The organism is bacterium (genome assembly GCA_040756715.1).
In the GTDB taxonomy this organism is placed as follows: Bacteria; UBA9089; UBA9088; order UBA9088; family UBA9088; genus JBFLYE01.
Genome location: JBFLYE010000035.1, coordinates 1 through 25,410 on the forward strand (window position 1 = coordinate 1; position 25,410 = coordinate 25,410).

Genomic DNA, 25,410 nt, shown 5'->3' on the forward strand with positions numbered 1-25,410 from the left:
TTAAGTTTTATAAAATTTTTTCCCTTTTAATTCAAAATTCAACATTCAAAATTCATAATTTTATAAAGTTTTCCTTAAGATTATCTAAACCCATACATTTTGTAAAGCGTTATGGAATTAACTATAAATCCCATACACTATAAACTTTATAACGCAATGAAGCTATCCATTATCAGAAGGCCCTCCTCATTTAAAGGTAGATATTGCTGCCTTTCTTTATGTCCAAAATGATTAGAGCTACTAGGCTTCTTACCGGCTCTTTTCTAGCAATCCTTCCCTCAAAAATATCAGTTTGGAACCTAACCAGAAAATGCAATCTTTCTTGCAAGCATTGCTATATTGATGCAGGGGAAAATAAAGGGGATGAATTAAGCAAGGAGGAAGCTTTTTATGTTATAGATGAATTAGCATCTTTGGATTTTAAGGTCTTGCTTTTCTCAGGTGGAGAACCTTTGCTTTATAATTACCTATTTGAGCTTAATACCTATGCAAAAAACAAAGGGATAAAAACCTGCCTTTCCTCAAATGGCTCTCTAATTACCGAGGAGATTGCCATTAAAATAAAAGATGGAGGCTTTGAATATGTTGGAATAAGTATTGATGGAATAAAAGAAACACACGATAGATTTAGGGGAATTTCTGGTTCATTTGATAAAGCCTTGCAGGGACTGCGAATTTTAAAGAAGCAGGGTGTAAAGAGGGGAATAAGATTTACCTTGACTAAAGAAAATATAGATGAGCTACCAAATGTAATTGGGTTTGCAGAAAATGAGGGAATAGAACGATTCTGCCTCTATCACCTGATTTATACGGGAAGGGGAAAAGAAGGGATGGATGTGGGAAAAGAAGAGAGAATTAAGGCAATAGAATACCTTATCAAAAGAATAGAAAAGGGGATTAAAATGGAGATATTAACCGTTGCCAACCCTTGTGATGGAATATATCTTTTGAAAAAGAAGCCAGAAATAAAGATAGACAATGGTTGCCAGGCAGGAGAAAGGATTATAAATATTTCTCCCGAGGGAAATATCTATCCCTGCCAATTTTTTAAAAAATCATTGGGAAATATTAGGGAGAAATCCCTTAAGGAGATTTTAAAAAATCCATTTTTGGGAAAGCTTAAAAATAGGGAAAATCTTAAAGGCAGGTGCGGAAAATGTGTCTATAAGGAGACCTGTGGTGGCTGTAGGGTAAGGGCTTATGCAACAACATCTGATTACTTTGGAGAAGACTTAAGCTGTTATGTTTAAAAACCTTGCATAGAAATCTTATGTGCTTTACAATATTTGCCGATGATTCTTAAAGAATGTTTAAAATTACCTTTGAGCCATCAAAAAGGGGGATAGAGATAGATGAGAAAGAGACAATTCTTTCCGCAATAACAAAATCATCTTTATTTATCCCAGCAGGGTGTGGTGGTCTTGGAACCTGTGGAAAATGTAGGGTTATCCTTGAGGAAGGAAGTGTTTTTCCCGAAGCAAAAAAAGGTGATTTTATCCTTGCCTGCCAGGTAAAACCAAAATCAGAGCTTAAAATAAGAATTCCAGAGTTTTCTCCTATATTAGACAAAAATGTTTTAAAAAATGGCTTTTTATTTCAAGATCCAACCCTTATCCAGAAATTCAATCTTTCTCCTTTAATTGAAAAGAGATACATTGAGCTTGCTCCTCCCACAAAGGATGACAATATTGATGATGTAGGAAGGATAAAGAAAGGCCTTGGCTTAGATTATGAAATTTCATTTGATTGCTTAAAAACCATTTCAAAAGAATTGAGGAAGGATAATTTTAAAATAACAGCAACTATGAGGGATAAAGAGATAATTAGAATAGAGGGAGGGGATAGAGAAAAAAGCCATTATGCCTTATCTTTTGACATTGGAACAACCTCTGTCTATGGAAGGCTTCTTGATTTAAGGAATAAAAGTGTTCTTGCCGAAGCTTCAGATTATAACAAACAAATTATCTACGGCGATGATGTTATCACAAGGATTATTTATTCACAAAAGAATGATGGGCTTTACGCTCTCCAAAGCAAGGTTGTTGAAACAATGGAAGGAATAATCAATGAGCTTCTTTATGAGACAAAAATAGAGAAAGATGAGATTTCTTACATTGTCTGTGCTGGAAATACAACAATGACACATTTATTGCTTGGCATAGACCCAAAGTACATAAGGGAAGAGCCTTATGTTCCAGCATTTGCAAGCTCTATTCCAATTGAGGCAGAATCTATTGGCCTTAAATTTAGCTCTTCAGCCCTTCTTTATACCATTCCCCTTGTTTCTTCATACATTGGAGGTGATATAACCGGAGGCATTGTTGCCTGCGGTATTGCAAAATCCCCTCTTCTTACCCTCTATGTTGATTTAGGAACAAATGGCGAGATTGTTTTGGGAAATTCTGATTTTCTCCTTTCAGCTTCCACATCAGCAGGTCCTGCCTTTGAGGGAGGAGGAATTAAATGTGGAATGAGGGCACAAAGGGGAGCAATTGATGAGATTGTAATAGATAGAATGGGAGAGCCTGAAATTACTACCATTGGAGGGATAAAGCCAAGGGGAATATGTGGGGCAGGCATTATTGAGATATTAGCCCAGATGCTTTTTTCTGGAATAATAAACCAAAAGGGTAAGTTTTCGCCAAAAATAGAAAATAAAAGGATAAGGGAGAAGGAATATGTTATTGCCAATGCTTTTGAAACATTAAACAATGAGGAGCTTGTAATCACAGAGGCTGATATTGATAACATAATGAGGGCAAAGGCGGCAATATTTGCGGGAATATCTGTTCTTCTTAAAACAGCAGGGATGAAGCCAAATAATATTGAAAGGGTGATCATTGCAGGAAATCTTGGCTCTCACATTATTCCAGAAAAAGCAATTCAAATTGGCTTATTTCCCGAGATACCTTTGGATAGATTCCATTTCTTTGGAAATGGCTCTTTAATTGGAGCAACCCTTATGGCTTTTTCAAAAGAGATAATGGAGGAGATAGAGAAAACGGCAAATTCCATTACCAATATAGAGCTTTCCAATTCTTCTGATTTTATGAATGAATACATTGCCTCTCTGTTTATTCCACATACAGAGAGAGAGAAATTCCCGAAGACCTGGGAGAAAATAAAGGAATTGGTATTTACTTCCCTTCGGTAAGAGAACTATAGTTAATTCCATAACGCTTTATAAAATTTTGAATTAAAAGGGGAAAAATTTTATAAAACTTCCCCTTTTCAATTCAAAATTTAGAATTCAAAATTTCTTAAACAGCTAAACACATACTTTTTTAAGTATAAATTCGCGATTTACAATTTCTCTGCTATCTGGATAGCGTTTAAGGCTGCACCCTTAAGAAGTTGGTCTCCTACAACCCATAGCCATATTCCATTTTTAATTGTCCTGTCCTTTCTTATTCTTCCTACAAATACAGGAAATTTCTCTGATGCATCTACGGGCATTGGCCATCTATTTTTTTCCCTCTCCTCCAATATCTCAACTCCGGAAGCATTCTCAAGGATTTTATAAATGTCATCAATATTTGCCTCTTTGGAAAGCTCAATGTTTATTGCTAAAGAATGTGCCCTTAAAATGGGAACCCTAACACAGGTTATGGTTATATTAAAGCTTGAATCATGAAAAATCTTTCTTGTCTCCTGAATTACCTTATTCTCCTCCTCGCAATAGCCATCATCTTGCATTGGGCTGTTGTGGGGAAATAGATTGAATGCATATTGAAATGGAAATACCCTCCTCTCATAAGGCTTATTTGTAAGGATTGCCATTGTCTCCTCCTTAAGCTCTAACATTGCAGAATATCCTGCACCAGATGCAGCCTGGTATGAGCAAGAAACAATCCTCGCTACCCCATATTTCTTATGTATTGGCCATACAGGAAGGCTTAAAATAATGGTTGTGCAATTTGGGTTAGCAATTATCCCTTTGTGCGATGCTAGATCCTCTGGATTTATCTCAGGAATAACCAAAGGAACATCGGGTTCCATCCTAAATGCCGATGAATTATCAATCACAATGCAGCCAGAGGAGACAGCATAATGAGCAAATTCTTTGGAAATTTTAGAGCCTGCAGAAAAAAGGGCAATATCTATTCCTTCAAAGGAATCCCTTTCTAATTTTCTAACCTCAATTTTATCTTTTTTGAATTCTATTGTTTTCCCAGCAGACCTTTCTGATGCCAATAAAACAAGGGAATCTAATGGAAACGCCCTTTTTTCAAGAACCTTTACCATTTCCATCCCAACCGCGCCCGTTGCTCCAACCACAGCTACCTTCATAAAAAGATTTTACAAGATTTAAGAGCAAAAATTCCTAAATCCTTAAATTTCTAAATTCCTCCTGGGGTGCTCTGGATTCTCCCCCAGAATTTTCTAAGGCTCAAAAGATCGCCAACCCCTTTTTGTCAACAAAATAATAAAATAGAACCGTCCCGTTTTTTGCTGGGGTGCCATATTTCACTGGGGTGCCAGGATTCGAACCTGGGAATAGCAGATCCAAAGTCTGCTGACTTACCGCTTGTCGACACCCCATACAAAATTTATATTTTATCATCCCCTTATGTTTTTCACAAGCTCAATATAATGTTTGCCCTTGGGAAGGAATAATATTTTACGCCTATTTGTATCTATCTGGTGCTCTGGTCTTCTGGTGCTAGTAGGATGCTCTTCTACATGGCTTATACTTATCTTAAGGTATTCCTCGGGAAGAAAAGAAACTGCCTTTTCTCCCCATTCAATTACAGAGATACCATTAGAAAACAAAAAATCATCAAAGCCAATATCCTCATTTTCGGCTATCCTATAGAGGTCAAAATGGTAAAGGGGCATTTTCCCTTTATAAATGTTTAGCAAAAAAAAGCTTGGAGAATTAACAGGTTCCTTTATAGAAAGCCCCCTTGCTATCCCCTGGATAAATGTTGTCTTTCCAGAACCAAGCTTACCAATTAAAGAGATTACATCCCCCGTGGCAAGAAGAAGAGAAAGCCTTTCTCCTAAATCCATTGTTTGTGAGGAAGAATGGGTAATTACCTCAAATTTCTCTAAAATGCTCATAGCCCTTCGCCTCAATTTTTTCTCCATCAAGAAATACCCCTTTTTCATCTACAACCTCACCAATTATGGTGGCAAATTTAGGAAAGGGTGTTTGGGAGGGAAAGGTGAACAAAAGCTCATAGTCATCGCTATAAATGACATCATCAAAGCTTGCTCCCTCCTCAATGGGAATTATATCTTTTTTAATAGACATCCCATTATTGCTTGATGTAGAAAGATGGTATAAATCCAAAATCAGCCCATCAGATATATCAATCATTGATGTTGCAATATCTTTCAAAATCAAACCCTCCTTTATCCTTGGGGTGGGCATAAGATAACGCTTTTTTAAATTTTCAAACCCTTGCAACCCCTTCTTTAATACCTCTAGCCCCTTTTTTGCACCACCAAGCCTTCCGGTTACACCTATTAGATCACCTGGTTTAGAGCCAGACCTTGCAATGGGATTTTCTGCACTTCCCAAAATACTTACTGTAATAATAAGTTTCTCAGATTCTATTGTATCGCCACCTACTATTTTCATATCAAACCCTGCTGCTATATCTTTCATTCCAGCATAAATCTTAAAAATTGCAGAAAGCTCATAATCTCCTGGAACCCCTAAGGCTATTAAGCAATACAAAGGATTCCCTCCCATTGCTGCAATATCTGAAATACAAGATGCACAAGAGCGATAACCTATCTCGTAAAATGATGAGAGGCTTGTTAAAAAATGTCTCCCCTCAACTGATGTATCGCAACAAAAAAGTAGGCCTTTGTCTTTCTGGGGAATAATATAGGCATCCTCGCCTATGGGAAGGGTTTTTTTAAGGTTTTCAAGAAGGCAAAATTCGCCTATTTTAGAAAGCCTCATAAAAAATCAGAGGGATTTAGGTTTTTAAGCTCTTCTTTAAACCTTAAAACCTCCTCATCACTAATAGGTGTTTGCTTAAAAGAATTTATAAACTTTATAGATTTGTCTACAAATATAGGAGAATTTGTCCGCAAAGCCAGGGCTATTCCATCTGATGGCCTTGAATCAATCTCTATAAAACCTCCATTCTTGGAAACAATAAGCTTTGCATAGTATGTATTATCTGAAATATGGGTGATGATTACACGCTTAAGCTCTCCACCAAGGTTTATAAGAATATCCTTAAGGAGGTCGTGGGTCATTGGTCTTGGTGTCATTATTCCCTCTAAGGCAAAGAGTATTGATTGTGCTTCAAGCAGACCAACCCATATAGGAAGCTCTCTTTCCTCTTTATCCTTCAGGATAATAATGGGCATATTGGTTATACTATCCAATGCTACACCAGAGACAGACACCTCAACCATTTTTAAGAACCTCCTCTATTCTATTTGTAAATCCCTTTGGGTCAAATGGCTTTAAAAAGAACCTTTTTGTGCTAACAAGCTCCTTGGGAACATCATTTTCATTTACTATTCCAGAGACAATAACAAACTTTGTCTTATCCTTTAGCCTCTCATAAATCTCCAAGCCACTTAATTTTGGCATTTTTACATCGCAGATTACTAGCTCTGGTTTTTCTTCTTCGAATATCCTAATACACGATTCTCCATCATTCGCTAGAATTACCTCAAAATTAGCCAATTCAAGGATAAGCTTTAAGAATAACCTTATCTCATCTTCGTCCTCTGCTACAAGAATCTTTTTTTTCATTAAAATTTTGCTTTAACAGAAAGCCTGTGGCTATCACCGAGCTTTCCATAGGGTTGGTATGCATAGTCAAAGTTGTAAGATAAATATTTTGTTCCCAGCCCAATTGTAAAGCCCTTTCCTTCATCCTCGGGCCCTGTCTTATAGCCAGCCCTTATAAAAAACATCTCCTTTAGAGAATATTCAGCACCAAGGCCAAGATATGGGTCATTGTCATTGGGAATTGTCAAATCAGAAAGAATAAGAAGGTTCTTTGGAAGGCTATAGGATACACCTGCCTTTAATGAAAGGGGAAGGCTAAAGCCATCTTCATCGTATTTCATATTTGAACCAAGGTTTTTAATCGCACATCCAACCTGCAAGCCCTTCTTTGGTGTCTTGTAAAGCCCTCCAAGGTCAACTGCAAAGGCAATCGCACTTTCATCATCTATCTTTCCATTAATAACCTTAAGCGAGCCACCCAATGCTAAATTTTCTTTTACATTTTTGGCAAAAGAGGTAGATAATGCAAAATCATAGGCAGACCATTTTCCATCTTTCACAGGATTGTCCGAGCTATCTACGCCTGTTATCTTATCCATCTCACCATAGCCATAGTAGGTGAATGCACCACCAAATACACCATATTGCAGGGGAATAGCAATAGCACCAAAGGACATAATAAGGCTCTCTACACCTGTCATTGGTTTTAAGAGCATAAATAGCCCTTCTTTTGTTTCTTTAAGCTGAGCAAGACCTGCAGGATTGAAATAGCAAGCGGATACATCGTCGGATAGCCCAATGTAGCAATCACCCATTCCAGCCGCTCTTGCTCCTCCTGTAAGCTTAAGGAAAGAACAAGATGTCTCTCCTTTTTCCTTTGCAAACCCTATTCCTGCTATAAGAAGCATCCCCAAAATCCCACAAATTACCTTTCTTTTCATCTTTTTACCTCCCTAATAAATTTTTTATCCATTTTAATAACACTCTACCACCACATGGTCAGGGGCATCAGGTCTTCCAGTAAGCCTCTGGTTTTGTGGGTCAGGGTATAGGTCAAGCTGCTCCAAAACAATCTGACCAACCAGAGGCAAAACGTCAACTGGCAGTTCTAAAACCTGAAATCCTCCTTCTCTTCCTTGAATTTCAACCCTTACTTCGCTAAAAACCCTTCTTGTCACTATACCATTTGCTGTCCTTACCTCTCTTGTTCCCGCCTCTTCAAGCCCAAGTTTTTCAATAATGCCAATCGGTAGAGAAAGCATGGTTGCTCCGGTATCAACCAGGGCATCAACCATAACCTTTCTAATTTCCTCCTTTTTGATTATCCCGGCTTTCGCCCTTACCTCATCAAAGAGGTTTTTTATTTTCATTTCTACCACAATCTTTCCCATCTATAATTTTGCCTTTCTCCTTTCTCTATAATCGTCCAGCAAAGAGATTATAAGAAATGTTAACCCAATCACCCCTATTCCAATCAACATTACATAGAATGGATGCATATTAACCCCCTTTTTCTACCTCTTCAGGTATAACGAAGAATGCTACCAGGAGAAATCCTAAGCTTGTTATTATTGCTATCACAGCCATTTCTGTGGTCAACTTATCAGTAAATAAGCTTCCAATTACACCTACGGTAATTATGTATTTTACCACATCAACCAACATTTTCCCGATCTCTTTAGACGACTGTAATATCTCATTTTATAATCCCAAGCTTTATAATCTTCTTTCCTCCACCCCCTTCAATGAGGGCAATATAGACCCCAGAGGCAAGCTTAGCGGGAACCGTCCAGGCTTGCTCATCACTTCCATCATTATGCTCAAATTTATCTACCTCCTCACCGGCAACATTGAAGATTCTAATCGTGGCATTGGCAGTTAGCTTCTTAAAGATTATCTCCTTTGGCCCGCCTTTTTTCTTCCAGGGGTTTGGATAGGCAAAGACAGAGTCAAGGTTTGGATAAGCAGAATAGCCACCACCTAAGGCAAATAAAGAAAAGCTATCAATTGTTGCCATTGGTTGATTGAGGCTTGAGATAGGAAACCAGTTTGTTGTATTTGTTGATTTATAGACCTGGAACTTAAGCGCACCTTCTGGTACTGGAAGCACAAGGGTAAATGTTCCGATTACACCTTGTAATGTTGTTCCCTCTGTCCCATAAGCCGAGATTTCAAAGCAATCGCCCCATTGCCTCTTGGTAGGAAGATTTAGCCTAATGGTTGAGGTAGCAAGGTAGATATAGCAAGGTGTGGTTGCGGTTCCCTCTAGTGTTAATGTTCCATATGGGATTGCAAATGTTATTGAGCCTAGCTGACCACTAGCAATAAACCCATTTGCCTTTGTAACGGTAAATTGACAAGATGCATTTGTTATAGTAGCCATTACAACAACCTTTCTTGATATAGCTGTTAGGGTATTAAAGACATCTGTTGAAGTAGAAAGCTCTAGTGTTCCTGAGCCATCTACAATACTCCAGGAAATAACAGGGATTTGGGAAACTATATTGTCTTTTTGGTCGGTTACCTTAACATTTATATTAAAGGTGCTCTCTGTTCCCACCCTGTTTATTCCAGAGATTTTTGCAGGTTGGCCTTCTGTTACTACAATTGTTGCTGTTCCTGTAATTGTCTCTGTTCCCCATACGGTATATGTCCCGCTGATTTCCCAGGTTCCCACCTTATCGGGATAAAAGATTCCATTAGTAATTGAGCCATTCTCTGCACTAAGCTCTAAAGCAGTAGTAGTTGCGGTGTTTCCTTGCTCATCTTTGATTATCGCCGTAATGGTTGCTACCTCATCTGCGGTTATAGTATTTGTAGAAAGGGTAATTTCTAATTGTGTGGGTGTTCCCATCTGGACAATGATGGTTGCTGTTCCCGTAACACTCTCTGTGCTTGCGGTTATTTGATATGTCCCCGTCTTTGTAAATGTTCCTATTGCAGTATCTGTCCCTATTTTTGTTATTGTCCCTCCCGCTGTTGGGCTAATTTCCCAGGTAAAATCAATATCTCCGGTAATTGTTCCTCCATTTTGGTCATAGGGAATAGCCTGAAGGCTGATGGTTCCTCCTGCCCTTATGGTTGCTTGAGAAGGAACAACCCTAATCGTTGTAATGGTTGCTTCCTGTGCTACATAAAGGGAGAAGTGGTCTACCTCAGCCGAGAGGCTATCTGTTCCCACTGTGGTATTTACCATTTCCCATTGCTCGCTCTCCTCATTAAGGTAGAAGATCCTTGCCCTGCCTGGGTTGATAAAGGAAGGGAGGGGAATGGTAATCTTTACCTTTTTATTAAATGTCTTTGTGCCCTCTTCTTCAAAAGTGAATTCACGGGCATAGGGTTTTAGATCATCCCTTAAGTTTGGAAGCTGATCCGGGTCTATATTTTTATTCAAGATGACCCTAGCCGCTTTCTTAAATGCACCCTGGGGAATATATACCTTAAAATTACCTAAACCTGTGGTTGTATTAGTATCGGTTGGGGCTATTTCCTGAATATGCTCAGCCAATACCAAGATTACCTCTGCGCTGGTTGTCCCCATCCGATTACCTATTGCCCTAATAAATATTGATGCCCTTGTTCCCACTATAGAAGGAATGGTTAAGGTTACCGAACGGGTTCCTTGAGGAGAAAGGGTAAATTCATTCTCGGAAAGGTTGCCTGTATCAGCCTCCAAATTAAAGCCTTCCTCATCACCCAATGGATTGCCAATGGGAATAGGAACAGAAATATTGGTCATTGTGGGTGTGCCATATTTAATAAAGATGCACCTTCCTGCCACATTGTTTAGCTCATTTTGTTCAATAATATTTCCACCTGAGTTAATCGGTGGGTCAACCTTGACTAAAATATTATTCAAGCCAAAATGGGGTGGGGTATATTTAATGGATACAGTCTGACTTGCTCCTGCTGACAGCGAATCTATTGTGCAAGAGCCAAGGAAGTGTTTAATTGTTCCCTGAATTGTTGGCATTGTTACCTCTGCACTATCTCCCCAATCCTGGTTTATCCCCCAATTGCTCTGCCAGAATTCAACATCTATATTTGTAGCTTGTGTTGCACCAATATTATGAACCCTGGCAAATAGCCTCATCCTTTTCTCTGGCTTTGGCCTTTTTGGCTTCCACCAGATATCCTTATCAGTTATATAAAGGTCAGGGCAGGGTCCTACCCAATCAAGGTAAAAATCTACATTTGTAATTGTCCCTCCTTGGGCAAATACGCTCTTTGTGCCTGTTTTATATTCTATTTTTGAGGCAACCAGGGTATAGGTTCCTTCCTTAAGACCAATCAGGGTATATGAGCCATTATTATCGGTTTCTCTCTTTAATGCTTTATAATGCAAGCCACCATGCCATCTAACGATTGCCTCAACCTTGGCATTAGCGAGTGTTCCTGAGCCTGTTTCCCTTACAGTTCCCGAGATTACCGCAAGCCTTGAATTTAGCCTTCCTGGTGTTCCACCCGTTCCTACCGAAGGAGCCCAATTCCACTTTACATTAAGAAGATTCGGAAGGAGCTTTTCCAAGCTATGTCCTTCAGATGCTGTTCCCACTCCGGGGAAGGGCCCATAGGTTACCGTGCCAAATATTTTTATGCCATCTTTAAGCCTTAAGGTTTCAGAAGATATGTTTGAAAGGCTAGACCATGAGCTATCAAAAAGATTGCCCGAAAAATCGGGATAATCAGAAAGGAATGTCTGAGTAGCTTGACAGAAAACCGCATAACTACCAGGTTGAAGGTTAAATGTTCCCATTACCAGGGTTAAATCATGGGCTGTGTCATCGGTAACAAATTTCAAATTAGCTATATCCACCGAGGAATTGCCTATATTGCATACCTCAACCCATTCACGGTTCTCATCACTGCCTTGGGGGTCATACATTATCTCATTAATCACAATATCAGAAGAGGCCTGGAGGATGCCATAGCCAAGAGAGGTAACCCTTCCGGCAAAGATTTCCCAGGGGCCTCCCTGGGGGGTTCTTTTTGAGGCAATCCCTATTCCATTCCCTTGTGATTGGGGAATCTCATATAAATTACAATCCCAGTCAGTTATGGTTGAAACAATTGTTCCCCCTGGAAGGGCAATCTTAAAATATCCCGGGGTCTCTGGATTATCGTCAGAAATGCAGTTTGGTTCAGAGTCAACCGCGCCTAAAACCTTGCCATCTAATCCCAAGAATACAATGTGTCCATTTTCTACTGGCTTTCCATCCTTATAGACATATCCCTCGAGCCATCCGCAATCATTCATAATGGTGGCGGGTCTAAATATCCCTGGTTTCATTGTCTCGCCAGATGTTCCCTCTTTTACTGAGAAGGCACAAGTGGCATATGTGCCAGTTTCTATGCCATTATTCCGAACATAGACCCAGCCCTCTTGATAACCATTATCAAGGGTGGTAAATGAGGGAAGGTCTTCCTGCCAGGTATCCTCATCGGCTTTAATCCAAGCCCCATTTTTTGAGAGGATTTCTAAATAACGGGGGGTCTCATTTTCCCCATTCTTTACATAGAGCTTGAGGGAATAGGTCGTATTTGCCTTAAACCCTTGGGCAGTATAGTGAATTGCCCTTGGGGTCTTCCCATTATCAAAATAAAAGGAAGACTCCTTATAAGCTCCCAACCCCTTACAAACCCCTAATACTACCAAAAACAACCAAATCTTCTTCATTATATTACCTCCATATAATTATTACAATAAAAATTTACCTTAAAAACAAGATTTTTGTCAAGTTTTTTGTTTTTTTCTAATTGTAGTTCAAGTCCTATCAAGGGCATTATTTAACCCAAAATAGCGGATTTACCGGGGTTCCGTGAATATAAAGCCCAAAGTGAAGATGGGGGGCGGTTGAGAGGCCAGTTGAACCAACTTTTCCGATTATTTCTCCCTTTTGGACAAAATCACCCTCAGAAACATTTATTTTATCCAAATGGCAGTAAAATGTAAGAATCCCCTGGCCATGGTCAATAAGAATAGCATTTCCCTCTCCTGAAAAACGCCTGGCAATGATAACCCTTCCAGAATTTGAAGAAGAAACTAAAGCTCCCCTTTGCTGCCTTATATCAATCCCAGAATGGATTCCACGCCAGCTTAAGGAATTTCCCCCCGTTATTTTTTTATAAACCCTCCTTTCACCATATTCTCCGGTTATCCTTCCCTTTACAGGCCAAATAAAATCACCCCTCCATAGCTCTTCCTCTGTTTCTGTAAGCAATGCCTGAGCTAAAATTTTATTTTTGGCTTTAGCTAAACTTTGGGGAGTGAAACTTCCCTTTTCAACCCAAAACTTACAGGTCTTTGGATTTATGTCTGTCCCAAATCCAATGAATGTTCTTAGGGTATCCTTTCCTATCCGATACAATGGATATGGTGTATTATCAAGCCAGCAGATGTAGCTTCCCTCCCCTGCATTCCTTATGGTTACTGTAAGTATTTCGCCCATCTTGAATGTGGTTTTGGAAAGCTCTACATCTAATGCAAAGCCTTTTGAGAAAAGAAAAATAAGGAGAAAGGGCCACATTAACTTGGATATTCTTGTGAGATCTTCTTAAGGGCTTCTAATTTTTTTAATGCTAAACCAGAGGAAATGGATTTTCTTGCCATTTCTATTCCCTCTCCTATTGAGTTTACCTTTCTTACCACGAACAATGCAACAGCTGAATTAAGAAGAACAATATCCATTTTTGGCCCTTTATTTCCCTTAAGGATTTCCAATGCTATTTTAATATTCTTTTTAGAATCTCCTCCCTTTATCTCTGAAATATTTACCCTTTTTATACCAAATTCCTCTGGTGCTATTGTATAGCTTCTAATCTTTCCCTCATAAAGCTCTGTAATCTTTGTAGGGCCGCTTATCGATGCCTCGTCAGAGCCATCCCTTCCATGAAGGACAATGGCAGATATTGTCCCAAGCTCCTTTAAAACATAAGCCAATGTTTCGCATAGAGCCTCATCATATACGCCAAGCATCTGGTATCTTGCTCCGGCTGGATTTGTAAGAGGGCCAAGGATGTTAAATATAGTCCTTATTCCAATCTCCCTTCTTGGAGAAATGGCATATTTCATTGCTGGATGAAGATTTGGTGCAAAGAGAAAAGCAATACCTATTTCTTTCAGGCATCTCTCTATTCCTTCCTTGGGAAGGTTTATATTCACGCCTTGTTCCAAAAGAAGGTCTGCACTTCCACACTGTGATGAAACAGACCTATTTCCATGCTTTGCCACAACAACATCGCAACCTGCCACAACAAAGGCCGATATGGTTGAGATATTAAATAGATGGAGGTTGTCGCCTCCTGTTCCGCAGGTATCAAGGACAATATCGCATCTTGGGTCTATTTTAACCGCCCTTTCCCGCATTGCCTTAGCTCCTCCCACAATTTCATCTATTGTCTCTCCCTTCATCCTTAAGGCTGTAATATATGAGGCAATCTGGGCATCGCTTCCTTTTCCATCCATAATCTCTCCCATTACATTGTAGGCTTCCTCTTGACTTAGGTTTTCCTGCAAAATTACCTTTGAGATTGCTTCTTTAAGCATTTTTTTATTATAATTTTAAATGCTTAAGATGTCAAAGACTGTTTGTTTTAATCTCCTTATCCAGCCTTTGCTTTTGCTTTTCTAGCTCTATATCCATGATAAGGTATATCTCTATTCCAGAGGCAACTAAAACAACAGATTTCTCGGGTTTTTCTATTGTTTCATTAAAGCTTAACTCTACATTGGCAAGCCTTTTTATATAATCTTTTCCCTCAAATTCCCTTGATTTTATAAAGCAAGAAATGGATTTATTTGGAATGCCCATAATAGCCTTTGTATTCCTTATTTTTACAACAATTTCTTTTACAAGCTCCATTTTTTGCGAAGCATCTTTGTCCTCTTCTATAAAGGGCTTTGGCCATTCTGAGGCCATAATTGATTGTTTCTTAAACATCATCCAGAGCTTTTCTGTAATGAATGGGATAAAGGGGTGAAGAAGCCTTAAAATTACACAAAAGCTTTCTCTTAAAAGGTATGAAGCCTCCCCTTTTCTTTTTTTAAGTTCATCCTTTTCAATCTCTATAAACCAATCGCAATACTCATGCCAGAAAAAGCTATATAAAGAAGACGAGGCTTGATTAAAGGAAAATTCCTCAAGGCAATTGGTTACCTCTTTAATTACCTGGGATAGCCTGAGAAAAATCCATTTTTCAGCCAGTGTTTTCGGGATTGGGGATTGGAGATTGGAAATTGGAGATTTGTCTAAATTCATTAGAATAAACCTCCCGGCATTCCATAGCTTATTCATAAAATGCTTGTAGCCCTCTATCCTCTCCTCCTTTATCAAAATATCCCTTCCCGCAGAGCACATCGCAGCTAATGTTAGTCTTAAGCTATCACAGCCATATTTCTCAATAAGCAAAAGGGGATCAATGATATTTCCCGATGACTTGCTCATCTTTTTGCCCTCCTCTGTTCTGATTAACCCATGGATATAAACATCCCTGAAAGGAACATCGTCCATAAACTTCAATCCCATCATTATCATCCTGGCAACCCAGAAGAATATAATATCAAAGCCGGTAACCAGAACAGAGGTTGGGTAGAATGTTTTTAGATAAGATGTCTCTTCTGGCCAGCCCATTGTAGAAAATGGCCAAAGGGCTGAGGAAAACCAGGTATCCAAGACATCATTGTCTTGCACCAATTCTTTACAACCACAATATGGACAAGCCTCTGGCGTATCAATTGCAACAACAATCCCATTCCGCACTCCGCATTCTACATTCCGCATTCCTTGGCAATACCAAACAGGAATCCGATGTCCCCACCAGATCTGCCTTGAGATGCACCAATCCCTTATATTTCCCATCCATTCAAGGTATATCTTTTCCCAATTATCTGGGATAAACCTTGTTTTCTTTTCTAAAACACAAGAAATGCCCCTTTCTGCCAAAGGCTTCATCTTAACAAACCATTGCTTTGATAAATATGGCTCAATTACAGAATGACACCTGTAGCAATGGCCAAGGTTGTATTTATAAGGCTCTATTTTTTCAATAAGATTGCCTAAGTCCTCAACTATCCTCTTTCTTGCCTCAAGCCTATCTAAACCTCTATATGAAAAGGCATTCTCATTCATCATCCCCCTCTCATCAATTACCTTTATTGGGGAGAGGTTGTGCTTTTTTCCAATAACAAAGTCATTTGGGTCGTGTGCGGGCGTTATTTTCAAAGCTCCTGTTCCAAAATCCATCTGGACAAAGGAAGAAGCAATAATGGGAATTTCCCGATTTGCAAGGGGAAGAATTGCCATCTTTCCAATGAGGTCTTTATACCTTTCGTCATCTGGATTAACCGCAACAGCGGTATCTCCTAGCATTGTCTCAGGTCTTGTTGTCGCAACCACAATATAATCCATTCCACATTCCTTAAGGGGATATTTGATGTAATACAAAAACCCATCCATTTCATTATATGAAACCTCAATGTCTGAGATAGCTGTCTGGCACCTTGGACACCAATTGATGATGTAGTTATCCCGATAGATTAAGCCTTCATTATAAAGCCTTACAAATACCTCACGCACAGCCCTTGATAGCCCTTCATCCATTGTGAACCTTAATTTTGTCCAATCACAAGAGCATCCAAGCCTTTTTAGCTGCTCAATTATCCTATTTCCATATTCTTTCTTCCAAGACCAGACATTCTTTAAGAATTCTTCCCTTCCCAAATCCTCCCTTTTTTTACCCTCCTTTGCAATGGCTTTTTCAACCACATTTTGTGTGGCAATCCCGGCATGGTCTGTGCCTGGAAGCCATAAAACATTGAACCCTTGCATCCTCTTAAACCTTGCCAGTATATCCTGAATTGTATTGTTTAAGGCATGTCCCATATGCAGAGAACCCGTAACATTTGGCGGAGGAATGACAATAGAAAACGGCGGTTTTGAAGAAGAAGATGGTGTAAAATATCCCCCTTGTTCCCAAAAGGCATATAATTCTTTCTCCTCTTTTGGCTCATAAGACTTTGGAATTTCCAAAAGAGACACCCTATTCTTCATCTGCCTAAATTCGCCAGCATATTCCTCTTTTCAGAAGGAGGAAGCTTTAATTTCTGGATAATCTTTCCAAAAAAATCGATGGTTTTGTCATAGGTTTTACGGTCAATGGGATAGGGTGTTCCATCCTTTCCGCCATGGGCAAAGGAATATCGGCAAGGGTCTTCATAAGATGGAACTGCACCATAGATGACCTCTGATACCAGGCTTAATGCCCTCATTGTCTTTGGACCAACCCCTTCTAAGGAGAGAAGCTTCTCATAATTTTCTGGTTTTACGCTGCAAAGTTTGGCAAAAATCCTCTCAAGATAGGAGCTTTTTGAAAAATCCTCTAATAAAACCGGGTGAGAAAAGAATTCCTTATCTTCCAATTTAAGCAATGTTGCCTTGCTTTGAGCATCTCTTAATGAAACCATTTTATGGTATTTTGAAAAATGTAGCCTTAAAATCTGTATATCCTTAATTAAGCCTATGTAGCTTCCTTGAACCAATTCCGTAGAAAGTTTTCTGGTTCCCTGGCTTTCCTTTGCCGTTAAATTTAAGGTAGGTGCCTTTACCTGGCTGATAATCCCTGAATGTGGCTCGCAAACCAAGTCTTCTATCTTTTCAGAATACCAGTGATAACGCCTTGCAGATTTTGCTTGCCTATTCATTCCCTGCTGGACTACTGCCCAGGCGCCATTTTTGGAAAAGAAGAAGGAATGGTGATATATCTGGAAACCATCCTGAATAAGAGAGCTATCAACCTTGGCAGCCATACGAGAATTATAGACTAAATTATTAACCCTCTTGTCAGGTAGGCTTAAAACATCTCCCCAGGCGATAATCTCATTGGGTGTTTTTAGGGATGTCTTTCCCTTTCCTCCACAGATAAAAATCCCCAGCTCTTTTTCCAAACCCCTTATTGCCTCTTTTAATGCAGCGGTTAAAACAGTGGTTAAGCCTGATGCGTTCCAGTCAAAAGCAAGAAGCGTGCCTAAAGATTGAAACCAAACAGGGTCAGCAATCCTTTTGATAAATTCATCTTCAGAATATTCTTCCCTTATTATCAAAAGCACCTGTCTGCCTAGGTTTACCATCCTTTCAAAAAGCCATCTAGGGCAAACTCCTGTATCCAGTGTAAATGTAGCAATTCCCCTCTTTATCATATATCTATTTTACAAAATAATAGAAGGAATGTATAGGGTTTTATCATATCGTTTGCAAGATGCTTCCTTTGACAGGGTATGGGCTAGCCTTAAAGGCTCGGCTGTCCTAAATTTTGGAGAAAGAAAAAGGACAATTTCTATTGCAGATTTAAGGGTTATCTTATAGCCAGGTGAAACAAAAATAGGTTTAATCTCCGGTCTTGTTCTTAAAGCACAACCAAAAACCTCCCCATTTTCCTTAATAAAGCAATATGAGCCCTTTTCTTTTCCAATTTCTCCATCTAGCCTTCCCCACAAAGGCGTCTTGGCACAACCAATGCTTGGTTTATCAAGAAGGATGCCGATGTGGCTGGCAAGCCCCATCCTTCGTGGATGGGCAATTCCCTGACCTTCAAATAGAATAATATCTGGTTCATTATTCACCTTCTCAAAAGCCTTAAGTAAAACAGGCCCTTCCCTAAAGGTCAAAAGCCCTGGAATGTATGGGAATTTTATAGGAGCGGATATTCTTACCTCTTCAATGGGTTTTAAGTCAAAAAAATTTAAGATAACCACCGCACCATAGGCTACACCTTTTAAGAAAGAAACATCACAGCCTGCAACCCTTTCTATCCTCTCAAAAGAATCCTTAAGGATAATCCTCTCTTTTAAATCTTTCTGAATTTGAATTGCTTCATTGGGGCTTACCTCCCAGGGATGGAGATTAAGGTGTTTCATTTATTGTATGTGTTTAACTGTTTTAAAATTCATCCTAAGTTTATCGGAATTCGGGAAAAGTATAAGATTTTAAAGTCTATTCCGTCTATTTTGACCTGTGATTCAGAGATTACTCAACTTGTACGTGTTTAGCTTCTCTCTTAACCAAATTACCATAGCCGTTGTTTAGCTGTCTTATATACCTAGGCACAAAGGGGCAAAGGCACAAAGAAAGCAAGGAATAAATAAACTCTCTCGCCTCTGTGCCTTAAGTGCCCATTTCCCATTTTATTCTCACCCTAAACACATACCTCAACTTATGAGCAAAAAATAGATTTTAAGAATAAAAAAACTAAAAACTAATGGAAGCTGTTGGCAACCCAATAAAAACCTTGACATCCTAATAACTCTGTTAAGATAATCTTTATGTTGCATCGTTTCTTTCTTTTTTTCAAGATTTAAATTATATTCGGTAAAAAAAGCCATAAATAATCCCTTTAACCTTCAAAAATGAAGATAGCTATATCGGGTAAGGGTGGTTCTGGTAAAACAACCATTGCAGCTTGTCTTTGCCAGATTTATGCAAAGGAAAGCAGGGTTTTGGCGGTTGACTGCGACCCTGATGCTGACCTTGCTTTAGCTTTAGGCATCCCAAAGGAGGAGGCTTTAAAAATAAAGCCATTATCCTCAATGAAGAGCTTAATAGAAGAGCGGGTTGGAAAGGAGGGTTTTTTCAGGCTAAACCCAGATGTTTCTGATATTATTGATAAAATAGCTATAAAAATTGGAAATATAAGGCTTATTGTAATGGGAGGAGTAAAGAAGGAGGGGTGCTTCTGCCCAGAGAATAGGTTTTTAAGGGAAATAATCACAAGGGTTCTTTTGGAGGATTCTGTTGTCATTATGGATATGGAGGCAGGGATTGAACACCTTTCCCGACAAACCGCAAAGGGCTGTGATGTTTTATTGATTGTTGTAGAGGCAGGGATAAGGAGCATAAAATCAGCAGAGACAATAAAGGAATTGGGGTTAGGTCTTGGAATTCCTCATATAATGGCAATTGCAAATAAGATAAGGGATAATGATTTAAAGATTATCAAGGAAAATTTCTCCCTTCCTATTTGTGGCAAGGTCTCATATAATGAAGCCTTAATTTTTCAGGATAAAAGCGATGGAGGGGTATCATTGGATATTATAGATGAGGTAAGGCTGATAAAGGAGGAAATAGAAAAATTTGTATGTTGAAAAGGGGAATTCTTGAGATAATTGAGGAAGGGGAGTTTGAAAGGCTCATCTCTTCAAAAAGGGCTTTAAATATAAAATTTGGCGTTGATCCAACCGCCCCTGATCTTCACTTAGGACACTTAGTTCTTTTAAGAAAGCTTAAATGTTTTCAAGAATTAGGACACAATATCATCTTTATTATCGGTGATTTTACGGCAAAGATAGGAGATCCATCGGGAAGGGATAAGACAAGGCCAAGCCTTTTAGAAGATGTAATAAAAGAAAATGCAAAGACTTACATAGAGCAAGTATTCAAAATCCTTTCCTTTAAAAAGACAAAGATTCTTTACAATTCTTCATGGTTTGACAAAATGAGCCTTTCTGAATTTATTCCCCTTTCATTTTCCTATACAGTTTCTCGGATGCTTGAGAGGGATGATTTTACCCTGCGCTATAAAAACAGAAAGTCTATTGCGATTGCTGAGTTTTTATACCCTCTGCTTCAAGGCTATGATTCCTATATGGTTAAGGCAGATATAGAGATTGGAGGCTCTGACCAAAAATTTAATATGTTGGTGGGAAGGGAAATACAAAGGTTTTATTCTTTAAACCCACAGATCGTTATTACAACACCCCTTCTTGAAGGCACAGATGGAAAGCTAAAGATGAGCAAATCCTACAATAACTATATCGGCATAAAGGAAAGCCCAAAAGAGATATTTGGAAAAGTGATGTCAATCCCAGATGCTCTTATGATAAAGTATTATGAGCTTTTGACCGACGAAAATTATTTAAAAATAAAAGATGAAATAGAAAAGGGAAAACTACATCCAATGAAGGCAAAGGAAGAGCTTGCATTTTTGATTACATCATTTTGTCATTCTAAAGATAAAGCAAAAGATGCAAGGGAAGAATTTAGGAGATTGTTTTCTCAAAAGGAAATCCCAGATGAGATTTTGGAATACAAAATAGATAAGCCAAGCTTAATTGTGGATATTATCTTTAAATCAGGGCTTTCAAATTCCAAATCGCAAGCAAGAAGGCTAATCCTTCAGGGTGGTGTAAAAATTTGTGAAAAGAAAATAGAAGACCCCAATTTTCAACTAGAAATCCCAGAGGAAGCGATTATCCTAAGGGTTGGAAAGAGAAGGTTTTTGAAGGTAGTAAAATGAAGGTAAGCGTAATGAAGATATGTTTAGCGATAACCCATTAACCCACTATTTCTATCCCCATACTCCTTGCGGTTCCAATTACCTGCTTTGTTGCACCTTCCAGGCTTGTTGCATTAAGGTCAACCATTTTCTTCTTTGCTATATCTTCTACCTGCTGCAGAGTAATTTTTCCCACCTTCTTTCTCTTCGGATTATCGGAACCTTTTTCTAATCCTATGGCTTTTTTTATTAGCACAGAGGCAGGCGGTGTTTTTAGCTCAAATGTAAATTTTTTATTCTCAAAGACAGAGATAACCACGGGAACAATCAATCCTTCTTCCATCCTTGCTGTTTTCTCATTGAAGGCTTTGCAGAATTCCATAATGTTTATTCCAGCCTGACCTAATGCAGGGCCTATTGGAGGGGCTGGGTTTGCCTTTGCTGCTGGTATCTGAAGCTTTATTTTCTTTACTACCTTTGCCATTTTTTATAACTTCTCTACTTGGTAAAATTCTAGCTCAAGAGGGGTTTGTCTTCCTAATATATTTACCATTATATGAAGACGCTCTCTCTTTAGATCAACATCCCTTATAACACCCATAAAATTTGCAAATGGTCCTTCTATAACCCTTACGCTCTCTTGTGGTTTAAAGATAACCTTTGGCTGAACCGTGGCCGTTCCCTCTTTTATCTTTCTAAAGATTGTATCTACCTCTTCCTTTTTTAAGGCTACAGGCTTTGCTTTTGTTCCAACAAAACCAAATACCCCAGGTGTATATCGGACAATATGCCAAATATTCTCATCTATATCCATCTCAAGAAAGATATAGCCTGGAAATAGCTTCCTGGTGGTTATCTTTTTCTTTCCACCCCTTATTTCTGAAACCTCTTCGGTTGGAATAATTATCTGAGAAACCTTCTCTTCTCCCCCTAAGATTTTAAGCCTGTTTACGATATTGGTTTTTGTAGCATTCTCCTGTCCAGAGTATGTATGGATAGCATACCATTCGCCCATTTCATCACCTCACTTTATTAAAAACATCATTATATTTAATGAGATATAGTCAACAATGCCTAAATATAAGCTAAAGATAACAACTACAATTAAAACAGCAATCGTTGAACCTATTATTGCCTTTTTTCCTGGCCAAGAAACCTTTCCTGTTTTAGGGTTTGTCTCTATCCAAACCTCTTTCAAGAAAGCCCTTCCTCTTTCATACCAAAATTTTGTTCTCTCCTTTATGGGATACATTTCTTGAATTATGAATTTTGAATTATAAATTTTAAATTATTAATCCATTTAATCCATCATTATAATTCATCATTTAAAATTCATCATTCAAAATTTCTTCAGGCTCGGCAGGACTTGTGAACATCGGATTTTCTAAGGCTATTCTGTCGCTTTGCTCCTTCATAGCCTAACAAAATCTCTCGTTCGCGGCCAGCCTCACTTCATCCTCCCTAAGGGTCGGCGTTCGGCTGGCTTCAAGTCCTTTGTCTAATCTATTGTTTCCTTCAGGCCCGGCAGGACTTGAACCCGCAACCCCCGGTTTTGGAGACCGGTGCTCTAGCCAGTTGAGCCACGAGCCTACTTTGTTTCTTTATGGAGGGTATGAACCCTACAAATTCTACAATATTTTTTAAGTTCAAGCTTCTGTGTTTGTGTTTTTTTGTTCTTCATTGTAGAATAATTTCTCTCCTTACAATTAGAACATGCAAGTGAGATAACCTGCCTTCCCTTTTTCTTCATAGCAACATTTTACCTTAAAGGTGATTACCCTGTCAATATTTTTTTATTAAGGCCTAATCCAGATTGACAATGCCCTCCTTTATTTAATATAATCCTTGTTATGCCAAAGATAAAGAGGATAACAAGAAGGGAAATAAGGAGGGATGAATTGTTTGAGGCAATTCAAAAACTGGGGCTTTATATCAAGAAGAATCCAAATAAAATAAAGGTAGGAGGGGCTATATTAGGAGGTGCTTTTTTTGTTTTATTAACTGTAGACTTCCTTATAAAAAGGGCAATAAATACGCCAAAAGAGGAATTTTCCCAGGCTGTGTTTTCTTACCATTATTCACAGGATGAAGCAAGGTTTTCCAGCGGAATGGACCAATTTCTCTCATTCCTCTCAAAGCATAAAAAAGGGGGTCTTTCTGATATTGCCCTTCTTTATAAAGGTGTCTCAGAAAGGGGACGAAAGGAATATTCTACAGCCACAGAAACCCTTAAAGGCCTTTTAAAAAAGAAAAACAATATTGTTTCTTCATCTGCTTTAATGAACCTTGCAAATATTGAGGAAGAAAAACTTGATTACAAGAAGGCAATAGAATACTATAATATGCTTTGTGCAAAGGATGATTATCTAAAGAAATATGCCAAGGAGAGGATAAGCCACCTTACTAAAATAAAAATTGGAACACCTACAACCTTCATACCTTAATCTCTCTAACCATGATTTTTTAAGAAAAAAACAAGCCCTTTATGAAATTCTTAAGGAATGCAGGCTTTGTCCAAGGGAATGTAGGGTTAATAGAATAGAGGGAGAGATTGGATATTGCAAAGCACCAAAGCAGCTTGTTGTTTCATCAATTGGTCCACATTTTGGGGAAGAAAGAGAGCTTGTGGGAAAAAATGGCTCGGGAACAATATTCTTTTCCCATTGTAGCTTAAGGTGTATATTCTGCCAGAACTATGAAATAAGCCATCTTGGTTATGGAAAAGAAGTGACAGAAGATGAGCTTTCCGAAAAAATGATATTCTTGCAAAAAATTTCCTGCCATAATATAAACCTTGTAACCCCAACCCATTATGTTCCCCAGATCGTCTCTGCTCTTTATCTTTCCTCAAAGAAGGGGCTTTCTATCCCAATAGTTTATAACTCAAGTGGATATGAGAGGGTTGAGACCTTGAAAATTCTTGAGGGGATAATCGACATTTATATGCCTGATATGAAATATGGAACATCTGAACCGGCAAGTTTATATTCAAATGCATCAGATTATTTTGAAATTTCAAAGAGGGCAATAAAGGAGATGCATAGGCAGGTAGGAGACCTTATCGTAGAAGAGAAAATTGCAAAAAGAGGGCTTCTTGTTCGCCACCTTGTGCTTCCAAATAATGAGGCAGGAACACATAATGTTATGGATTTTATTTCTTCTTTGTCAAAGGATACTTATGTAAATATTATGGACCAATATAGACCATTATACCAGGCAGATAAATTTCCAAAGATAGGAAGAAGGATAACCTGGGAAGAGTATAAAAGGGCATTAAATGAGGCAAGAAGGCTGAATCTGTATCGGGGATTTTGTAATGTTTAGCTAACCAAAGTAAAGAAAGAAGCACCAGAGCAAAAAATAGTTGTCCATAATTGATTATTGTGCTATAATTTGGAAGTAAGATAAAGGAATATTTTCGCTACACCTGCCCTCGCTTTGTTTGGACAAGTGAGGGTGGTCATTATAAAGAAATATTGTCTAACCAGGTGTAGACACATTAATCCGAGGCAGGAGAAAACAGAATGCCAATAATTTCAATGTTTTATGGACTTCTCATTAGGATGTTCTTTAGAGATACCGAAAAACATCATGTGCCACACATCCATGCTGATTACCAGGGGCAAGTAGCAGTGTACTCAATTCTTGACGGAACGCTTTTGGCAGGTGAATTGCCACCAAACAAGCAAAAACTGGTCGTCGCCTGGATTGAGATTCATCAAGAAGATTTGCTTGCCGATTGGAACCTGGTTGTAAACGGTAAAAATCCATTTCCAATCAAAGGACTTGACCAATGAGAATAGCAGAAATTTTTCCACAACCCAATTGGGTGTTATCCATCGTTGCAGATGACGGTCGCACTGGCAATTTTGATGTCAGTCCCTATCTTGAATATGAAGCATTTGAACCCCTTCGAGATTATAGCGAATTTCTGAAGGTTTTTAATGGTGGATACTTTGTTGAATGGGATTGCGGTGCTGATTTGTCAGCGGATACCATTGAGGCACGATGGCAGGTAGTTGGTAAAACAGCCCTACAGACAACTGCCTAATTATAGTATCTTTCATAAATGTTCAGAAATACTATGGAAATTTAAGATGTATGTGTTTAGCTCGGTGAGAATAAAATTGGGAAATAGGCACAAAGGCACAGAGGCACAAAGGCGAGAGAGTTTATTTATTACTTGCTTTCTTTGTGCCTTTGCCCCTTTGTGCCTAGGTATATAAGACAGCTAAACAACGGCTATGGTAATTTGGTTAAGAGAGAAGCTAAACACGTACTTTAAGATTTATGATTTAAAAACAATTACATAAATCTTATAGTTAATTCCATAACGCTTTACAAAATGTATGTGTTTAGATAATCTTAAGGAAAACTTTATAAAATTATGAATTTTGAATGTTGAATTTTGAATTAAAAGGGAAAAAATTTTATAAAAC

At 38.5% G+C, this 25,410-nt stretch carries 26 protein-coding genes and 2 tRNA genes; 8 read left to right on the plus strand and 20 right to left on the minus strand.

Features of this window, described 5'->3' with window-relative positions:
• Window positions 1-227: 227 nt before the first annotated feature.
• Both AB1397_01150 and AB1397_01155 read left to right on the plus strand, forming a co-directional pair.
• On the plus strand, window positions 228-1,250 hold the full coding sequence (locus tag AB1397_01150; protein MEW6481608.1) for a radical SAM protein: 1,023 nt from the start codon (window positions 228-230) through the stop codon (window positions 1,248-1,250).
• A gap of 56 nt (window positions 1,251-1,306) precedes the next feature.
• On the plus strand, window positions 1,307-3,154 hold the full coding sequence (locus tag AB1397_01155; protein MEW6481609.1) for an ASKHA domain-containing protein: 1,848 nt from the start codon (window positions 1,307-1,309) through the stop codon (window positions 3,152-3,154).
• Window positions 3,155-3,303: 149 nt separating this feature from the next.
• Here the strand turns inward: AB1397_01155 and AB1397_01160 are convergent, their stop codons facing one another.
• The 15 genes from AB1397_01160 to AB1397_01230 all read right to left on the minus strand — a co-directional run bounded on the left by AB1397_01160 (window position 3,304) and on the right by AB1397_01230 (window position 18,617).
• Window positions 3,304-4,290, minus strand: coding sequence for an aspartate-semialdehyde dehydrogenase (locus AB1397_01160; protein MEW6481610.1), 987 nt, complete (start codon window positions 4,288-4,290; stop codon window positions 3,304-3,306).
• A gap of 180 nt (window positions 4,291-4,470) precedes the next feature.
• A tRNA-Gln gene (locus AB1397_01165) sits at window positions 4,471-4,542 on the minus strand.
• 18 nt (window positions 4,543-4,560) lie between these two features.
• Window positions 4,561-5,064 carry a tRNA (adenosine(37)-N6)-threonylcarbamoyltransferase complex ATPase subunit type 1 TsaE gene (gene tsaE / locus AB1397_01170; protein MEW6481611.1) on the minus strand — a complete coding sequence of 168 codons (504 nt, stop codon included), beginning with the start codon at window positions 5,062-5,064 and terminating at the stop codon, window positions 4,561-4,563.
• On the minus strand, window positions 5,042-5,917 hold the full coding sequence (gene thiL / locus AB1397_01175; protein MEW6481612.1) for a thiamine-phosphate kinase: 876 nt from the start codon (window positions 5,915-5,917) through the stop codon (window positions 5,042-5,044). The genes tsaE and thiL overlap by 23 nt, the downstream gene beginning before the upstream one ends.
• Complete coding sequence (locus tag AB1397_01180) at window positions 5,914-6,381, minus strand: bifunctional nuclease family protein (protein ID MEW6481613.1); 468 nt, start codon at window positions 6,379-6,381, stop codon at window positions 5,914-5,916. The genes thiL and AB1397_01180 overlap by 4 nt, the downstream gene beginning before the upstream one ends.
• On the minus strand, window positions 6,374-6,727 hold the full coding sequence (locus AB1397_01185; protein MEW6481614.1) for a response regulator: 354 nt from the start codon (window positions 6,725-6,727) through the stop codon (window positions 6,374-6,376). Before AB1397_01185 ends, AB1397_01180 begins: the two co-directional genes overlap by 8 nt.
• Window positions 6,727-7,647: a PorV/PorQ family protein gene (locus tag AB1397_01190; protein ID MEW6481615.1), complete on the minus strand. Its 921-nt coding sequence runs from the start codon at window positions 7,645-7,647 to the stop codon at window positions 6,727-6,729. Before AB1397_01190 ends, AB1397_01185 begins: the two co-directional genes overlap by 1 nt.
• A gap of 33 nt (window positions 7,648-7,680) precedes the next feature.
• Entirely contained in the window at window positions 7,681-8,097 is a 417-nt protein-coding gene (locus tag AB1397_01195) for an aspartyl protease family protein (GenBank protein ID MEW6481616.1), read from the minus strand.
• A 109-nt stretch (window positions 8,098-8,206) separates the two neighbouring features.
• Window positions 8,207-8,371, minus strand: a complete 165-nt coding sequence (locus AB1397_01200; GenBank protein ID MEW6481617.1) for a hypothetical protein — start codon at window positions 8,369-8,371, stop codon at window positions 8,207-8,209.
• Window positions 8,372-8,402: 31 nt separating this feature from the next.
• Window positions 8,403-12,383 (minus strand): lamin tail domain-containing protein, encoded by a 3,981-nt coding sequence (locus AB1397_01205; protein ID MEW6481618.1) that lies wholly within the window; start codon window positions 12,381-12,383, stop codon window positions 8,403-8,405.
• 106 nt (window positions 12,384-12,489) lie between these two features.
• Entirely contained in the window at window positions 12,490-13,155 is a 666-nt protein-coding gene (locus AB1397_01210; GenBank protein ID MEW6481619.1) for a M23 family metallopeptidase, read from the minus strand.
• 77 nt (window positions 13,156-13,232) lie between these two features.
• Window positions 13,233-14,252, minus strand: a complete 1,020-nt coding sequence (gene trpD / locus AB1397_01215; protein ID MEW6481620.1) for an anthranilate phosphoribosyltransferase — start codon at window positions 14,250-14,252, stop codon at window positions 13,233-13,235.
• 31 nt (window positions 14,253-14,283) lie between these two features.
• Window positions 14,284-16,755: a valine--tRNA ligase gene (locus tag AB1397_01220; GenBank protein ID MEW6481621.1), complete on the minus strand. Its 2,472-nt coding sequence runs from the start codon at window positions 16,753-16,755 to the stop codon at window positions 14,284-14,286.
• Window positions 16,752-17,900 (minus strand): DUF763 domain-containing protein, encoded by a 1,149-nt coding sequence (locus tag AB1397_01225; GenBank protein MEW6481622.1) that lies wholly within the window; start codon window positions 17,898-17,900, stop codon window positions 16,752-16,754. Before AB1397_01225 ends, AB1397_01220 begins: the two co-directional genes overlap by 4 nt.
• Before the next feature lie 9 nt (window positions 17,901-17,909).
• Complete coding sequence (locus AB1397_01230; GenBank protein ID MEW6481623.1) at window positions 17,910-18,617, minus strand: endonuclease V; 708 nt, start codon at window positions 18,615-18,617, stop codon at window positions 17,910-17,912.
• A gap of 489 nt (window positions 18,618-19,106) precedes the next feature.
• On the opposite strand from AB1397_01230, the gene AB1397_01235 reads away from it, so the two are divergent.
• Together AB1397_01235 and tyrS are read left to right on the plus strand one after the other, a co-directional pair.
• Window positions 19,107-19,841 (plus strand): AAA family ATPase, encoded by a 735-nt coding sequence (locus AB1397_01235; GenBank protein MEW6481624.1) that lies wholly within the window; start codon window positions 19,107-19,109, stop codon window positions 19,839-19,841.
• Window positions 19,835-20,992: a tyrosine--tRNA ligase gene (gene tyrS, locus AB1397_01240; GenBank protein MEW6481625.1), complete on the plus strand. Its 1,158-nt coding sequence runs from the start codon at window positions 19,835-19,837 to the stop codon at window positions 20,990-20,992. Before AB1397_01235 ends, tyrS begins: the two co-directional genes overlap by 7 nt.
• 37 nt (window positions 20,993-21,029) lie before the next feature.
• Here the strand turns inward: tyrS and rplK are convergent, their stop codons facing one another.
• The 5 genes from rplK to rpmG form a co-directional block, all read right to left on the minus strand.
• The gene (gene rplK / locus AB1397_01245) at window positions 21,030-21,455 is read right to left on the minus strand and encodes a 50S ribosomal protein L11 (protein ID MEW6481626.1); all 426 of its coding nucleotides are present in this window, start codon (window positions 21,453-21,455) and stop codon (window positions 21,030-21,032) included.
• Between the two features lie 3 nt (window positions 21,456-21,458).
• Window positions 21,459-21,986 (minus strand): transcription termination/antitermination protein NusG, encoded by a 528-nt coding sequence (nusG, locus tag AB1397_01250; GenBank protein MEW6481627.1) that lies wholly within the window; start codon window positions 21,984-21,986, stop codon window positions 21,459-21,461.
• A gap of 9 nt (window positions 21,987-21,995) precedes the next feature.
• Window positions 21,996-22,223, minus strand: a complete 228-nt coding sequence (secE, locus tag AB1397_01255; GenBank protein MEW6481628.1) for a preprotein translocase subunit SecE — start codon at window positions 22,221-22,223, stop codon at window positions 21,996-21,998.
• Window positions 22,224-22,487: 264 nt separating this feature from the next.
• Window positions 22,488-22,561 (minus strand) — tRNA-Trp (locus tag AB1397_01260).
• Window positions 22,560-22,721, minus strand: a complete 162-nt coding sequence (gene rpmG / locus AB1397_01265; GenBank protein ID MEW6481629.1) for a 50S ribosomal protein L33 — start codon at window positions 22,719-22,721, stop codon at window positions 22,560-22,562. The genes AB1397_01260 and rpmG overlap by 2 nt, the downstream gene beginning before the upstream one ends.
• A gap of 100 nt (window positions 22,722-22,821) precedes the next feature.
• Here rpmG and AB1397_01270 point away from each other — a divergent pair, with 100 nt between their 5' ends.
• The 4 genes from AB1397_01270 (at window position 22,822) to AB1397_01285 (ending at window position 25,022) form a co-directional block, all read left to right on the plus strand.
• A complete protein-coding gene (locus AB1397_01270; protein ID MEW6481630.1) occupies window positions 22,822-23,415 on the plus strand; it encodes a hypothetical protein in 594 nt (197 codons plus the stop codon).
• Window positions 23,387-24,295, plus strand: a complete 909-nt coding sequence (locus AB1397_01275; GenBank protein MEW6481631.1) for a radical SAM protein — start codon at window positions 23,387-23,389, stop codon at window positions 24,293-24,295. Before AB1397_01270 ends, AB1397_01275 begins: the two co-directional genes overlap by 29 nt.
• A gap of 200 nt (window positions 24,296-24,495) precedes the next feature.
• A complete protein-coding gene (locus AB1397_01280) occupies window positions 24,496-24,768 on the plus strand; it encodes a DUF4160 domain-containing protein (GenBank protein ID MEW6481632.1) in 273 nt (90 codons plus the stop codon).
• Window positions 24,765-25,022: a DUF2442 domain-containing protein gene (locus tag AB1397_01285; GenBank protein ID MEW6481633.1), complete on the plus strand. Its 258-nt coding sequence runs from the start codon at window positions 24,765-24,767 to the stop codon at window positions 25,020-25,022. The genes AB1397_01280 and AB1397_01285 overlap by 4 nt, the downstream gene beginning before the upstream one ends.
• Window positions 25,023-25,410: the final 388 nt, after the last annotated feature.

Coding starts and splice junctions, on each gene's coding strand:
- AB1397_01150 (MEW6481608.1), top strand. CDS start 228: ATGATTAGAGCTACTAGGCTTCTTACCGGCTCTTTTCTAGCAATCCTT.
- AB1397_01155 (MEW6481609.1), top strand. CDS start 1,307: ATGTTTAAAATTACCTTTGAGCCATCAAAAAGGGGGATAGAGATAGAT.
- AB1397_01160 (MEW6481610.1), bottom strand. CDS start 4,290: ATGAAGGTAGCTGTGGTTGGAGCAACGGGCGCGGTTGGGATGGAAATG.
- tsaE (MEW6481611.1), bottom strand. CDS start 5,064: ATGAGCATTTTAGAGAAATTTGAGGTAATTACCCATTCTTCCTCACAA.
- thiL (MEW6481612.1), bottom strand. CDS start 5,917: ATGAGGCTTTCTAAAATAGGCGAATTTTGCCTTCTTGAAAACCTTAAA.
- AB1397_01180 (MEW6481613.1), bottom strand. CDS start 6,381: ATGGTTGAGGTGTCTGTCTCTGGTGTAGCATTGGATAGTATAACCAAT.
- AB1397_01185 (MEW6481614.1), bottom strand. CDS start 6,727: ATGAAAAAAAAGATTCTTGTAGCAGAGGACGAAGATGAGATAAGGTTA.
- AB1397_01190 (MEW6481615.1), bottom strand. CDS start 7,647: ATGAAAAGAAAGGTAATTTGTGGGATTTTGGGGATGCTTCTTATAGCA.
- AB1397_01195 (MEW6481616.1), bottom strand. CDS start 8,097: ATGGGAAAGATTGTGGTAGAAATGAAAATAAAAAACCTCTTTGATGAG.
- AB1397_01200 (MEW6481617.1), bottom strand. CDS start 8,371: ATGTTGGTTGATGTGGTAAAATACATAATTACCGTAGGTGTAATTGGA.
- AB1397_01205 (MEW6481618.1), bottom strand. CDS start 12,383: ATGAAGAAGATTTGGTTGTTTTTGGTAGTATTAGGGGTTTGTAAGGGG.
- AB1397_01210 (MEW6481619.1), bottom strand. CDS start 13,155: ATGGGCGAAATACTTACAGTAACCATAAGGAATGCAGGGGAGGGAAGC.
- trpD (MEW6481620.1), bottom strand. CDS start 14,252: ATGCTTAAAGAAGCAATCTCAAAGGTAATTTTGCAGGAAAACCTAAGT.
- AB1397_01220 (MEW6481621.1), bottom strand. CDS start 16,755: ATGAAGAATAGGGTGTCTCTTTTGGAAATTCCAAAGTCTTATGAGCCA.
- AB1397_01225 (MEW6481622.1), bottom strand. CDS start 17,900: ATGATAAAGAGGGGAATTGCTACATTTACACTGGATACAGGAGTTTGC.
- AB1397_01230 (MEW6481623.1), bottom strand. CDS start 18,617: ATGAAACACCTTAATCTCCATCCCTGGGAGGTAAGCCCCAATGAAGCA.
- AB1397_01235 (MEW6481624.1), top strand. CDS start 19,107: ATGAAGATAGCTATATCGGGTAAGGGTGGTTCTGGTAAAACAACCATT.
- tyrS (MEW6481625.1), top strand. CDS start 19,835: ATGTTGAAAAGGGGAATTCTTGAGATAATTGAGGAAGGGGAGTTTGAA.
- rplK (MEW6481626.1), bottom strand. CDS start 21,455: ATGGCAAAGGTAGTAAAGAAAATAAAGCTTCAGATACCAGCAGCAAAG.
- nusG (MEW6481627.1), bottom strand. CDS start 21,986: ATGGGCGAATGGTATGCTATCCATACATACTCTGGACAGGAGAATGCT.
- secE (MEW6481628.1), bottom strand. CDS start 22,223: ATGTATCCCATAAAGGAGAGAACAAAATTTTGGTATGAAAGAGGAAGG.
- rpmG (MEW6481629.1), bottom strand. CDS start 22,721: ATGAAGAAAAAGGGAAGGCAGGTTATCTCACTTGCATGTTCTAATTGT.
- AB1397_01270 (MEW6481630.1), top strand. CDS start 22,822: ATGCCAAAGATAAAGAGGATAACAAGAAGGGAAATAAGGAGGGATGAA.
- AB1397_01280 (MEW6481632.1), top strand. CDS start 24,496: ATGCCAATAATTTCAATGTTTTATGGACTTCTCATTAGGATGTTCTTT.
- AB1397_01285 (MEW6481633.1), top strand. CDS start 24,765: ATGAGAATAGCAGAAATTTTTCCACAACCCAATTGGGTGTTATCCATC.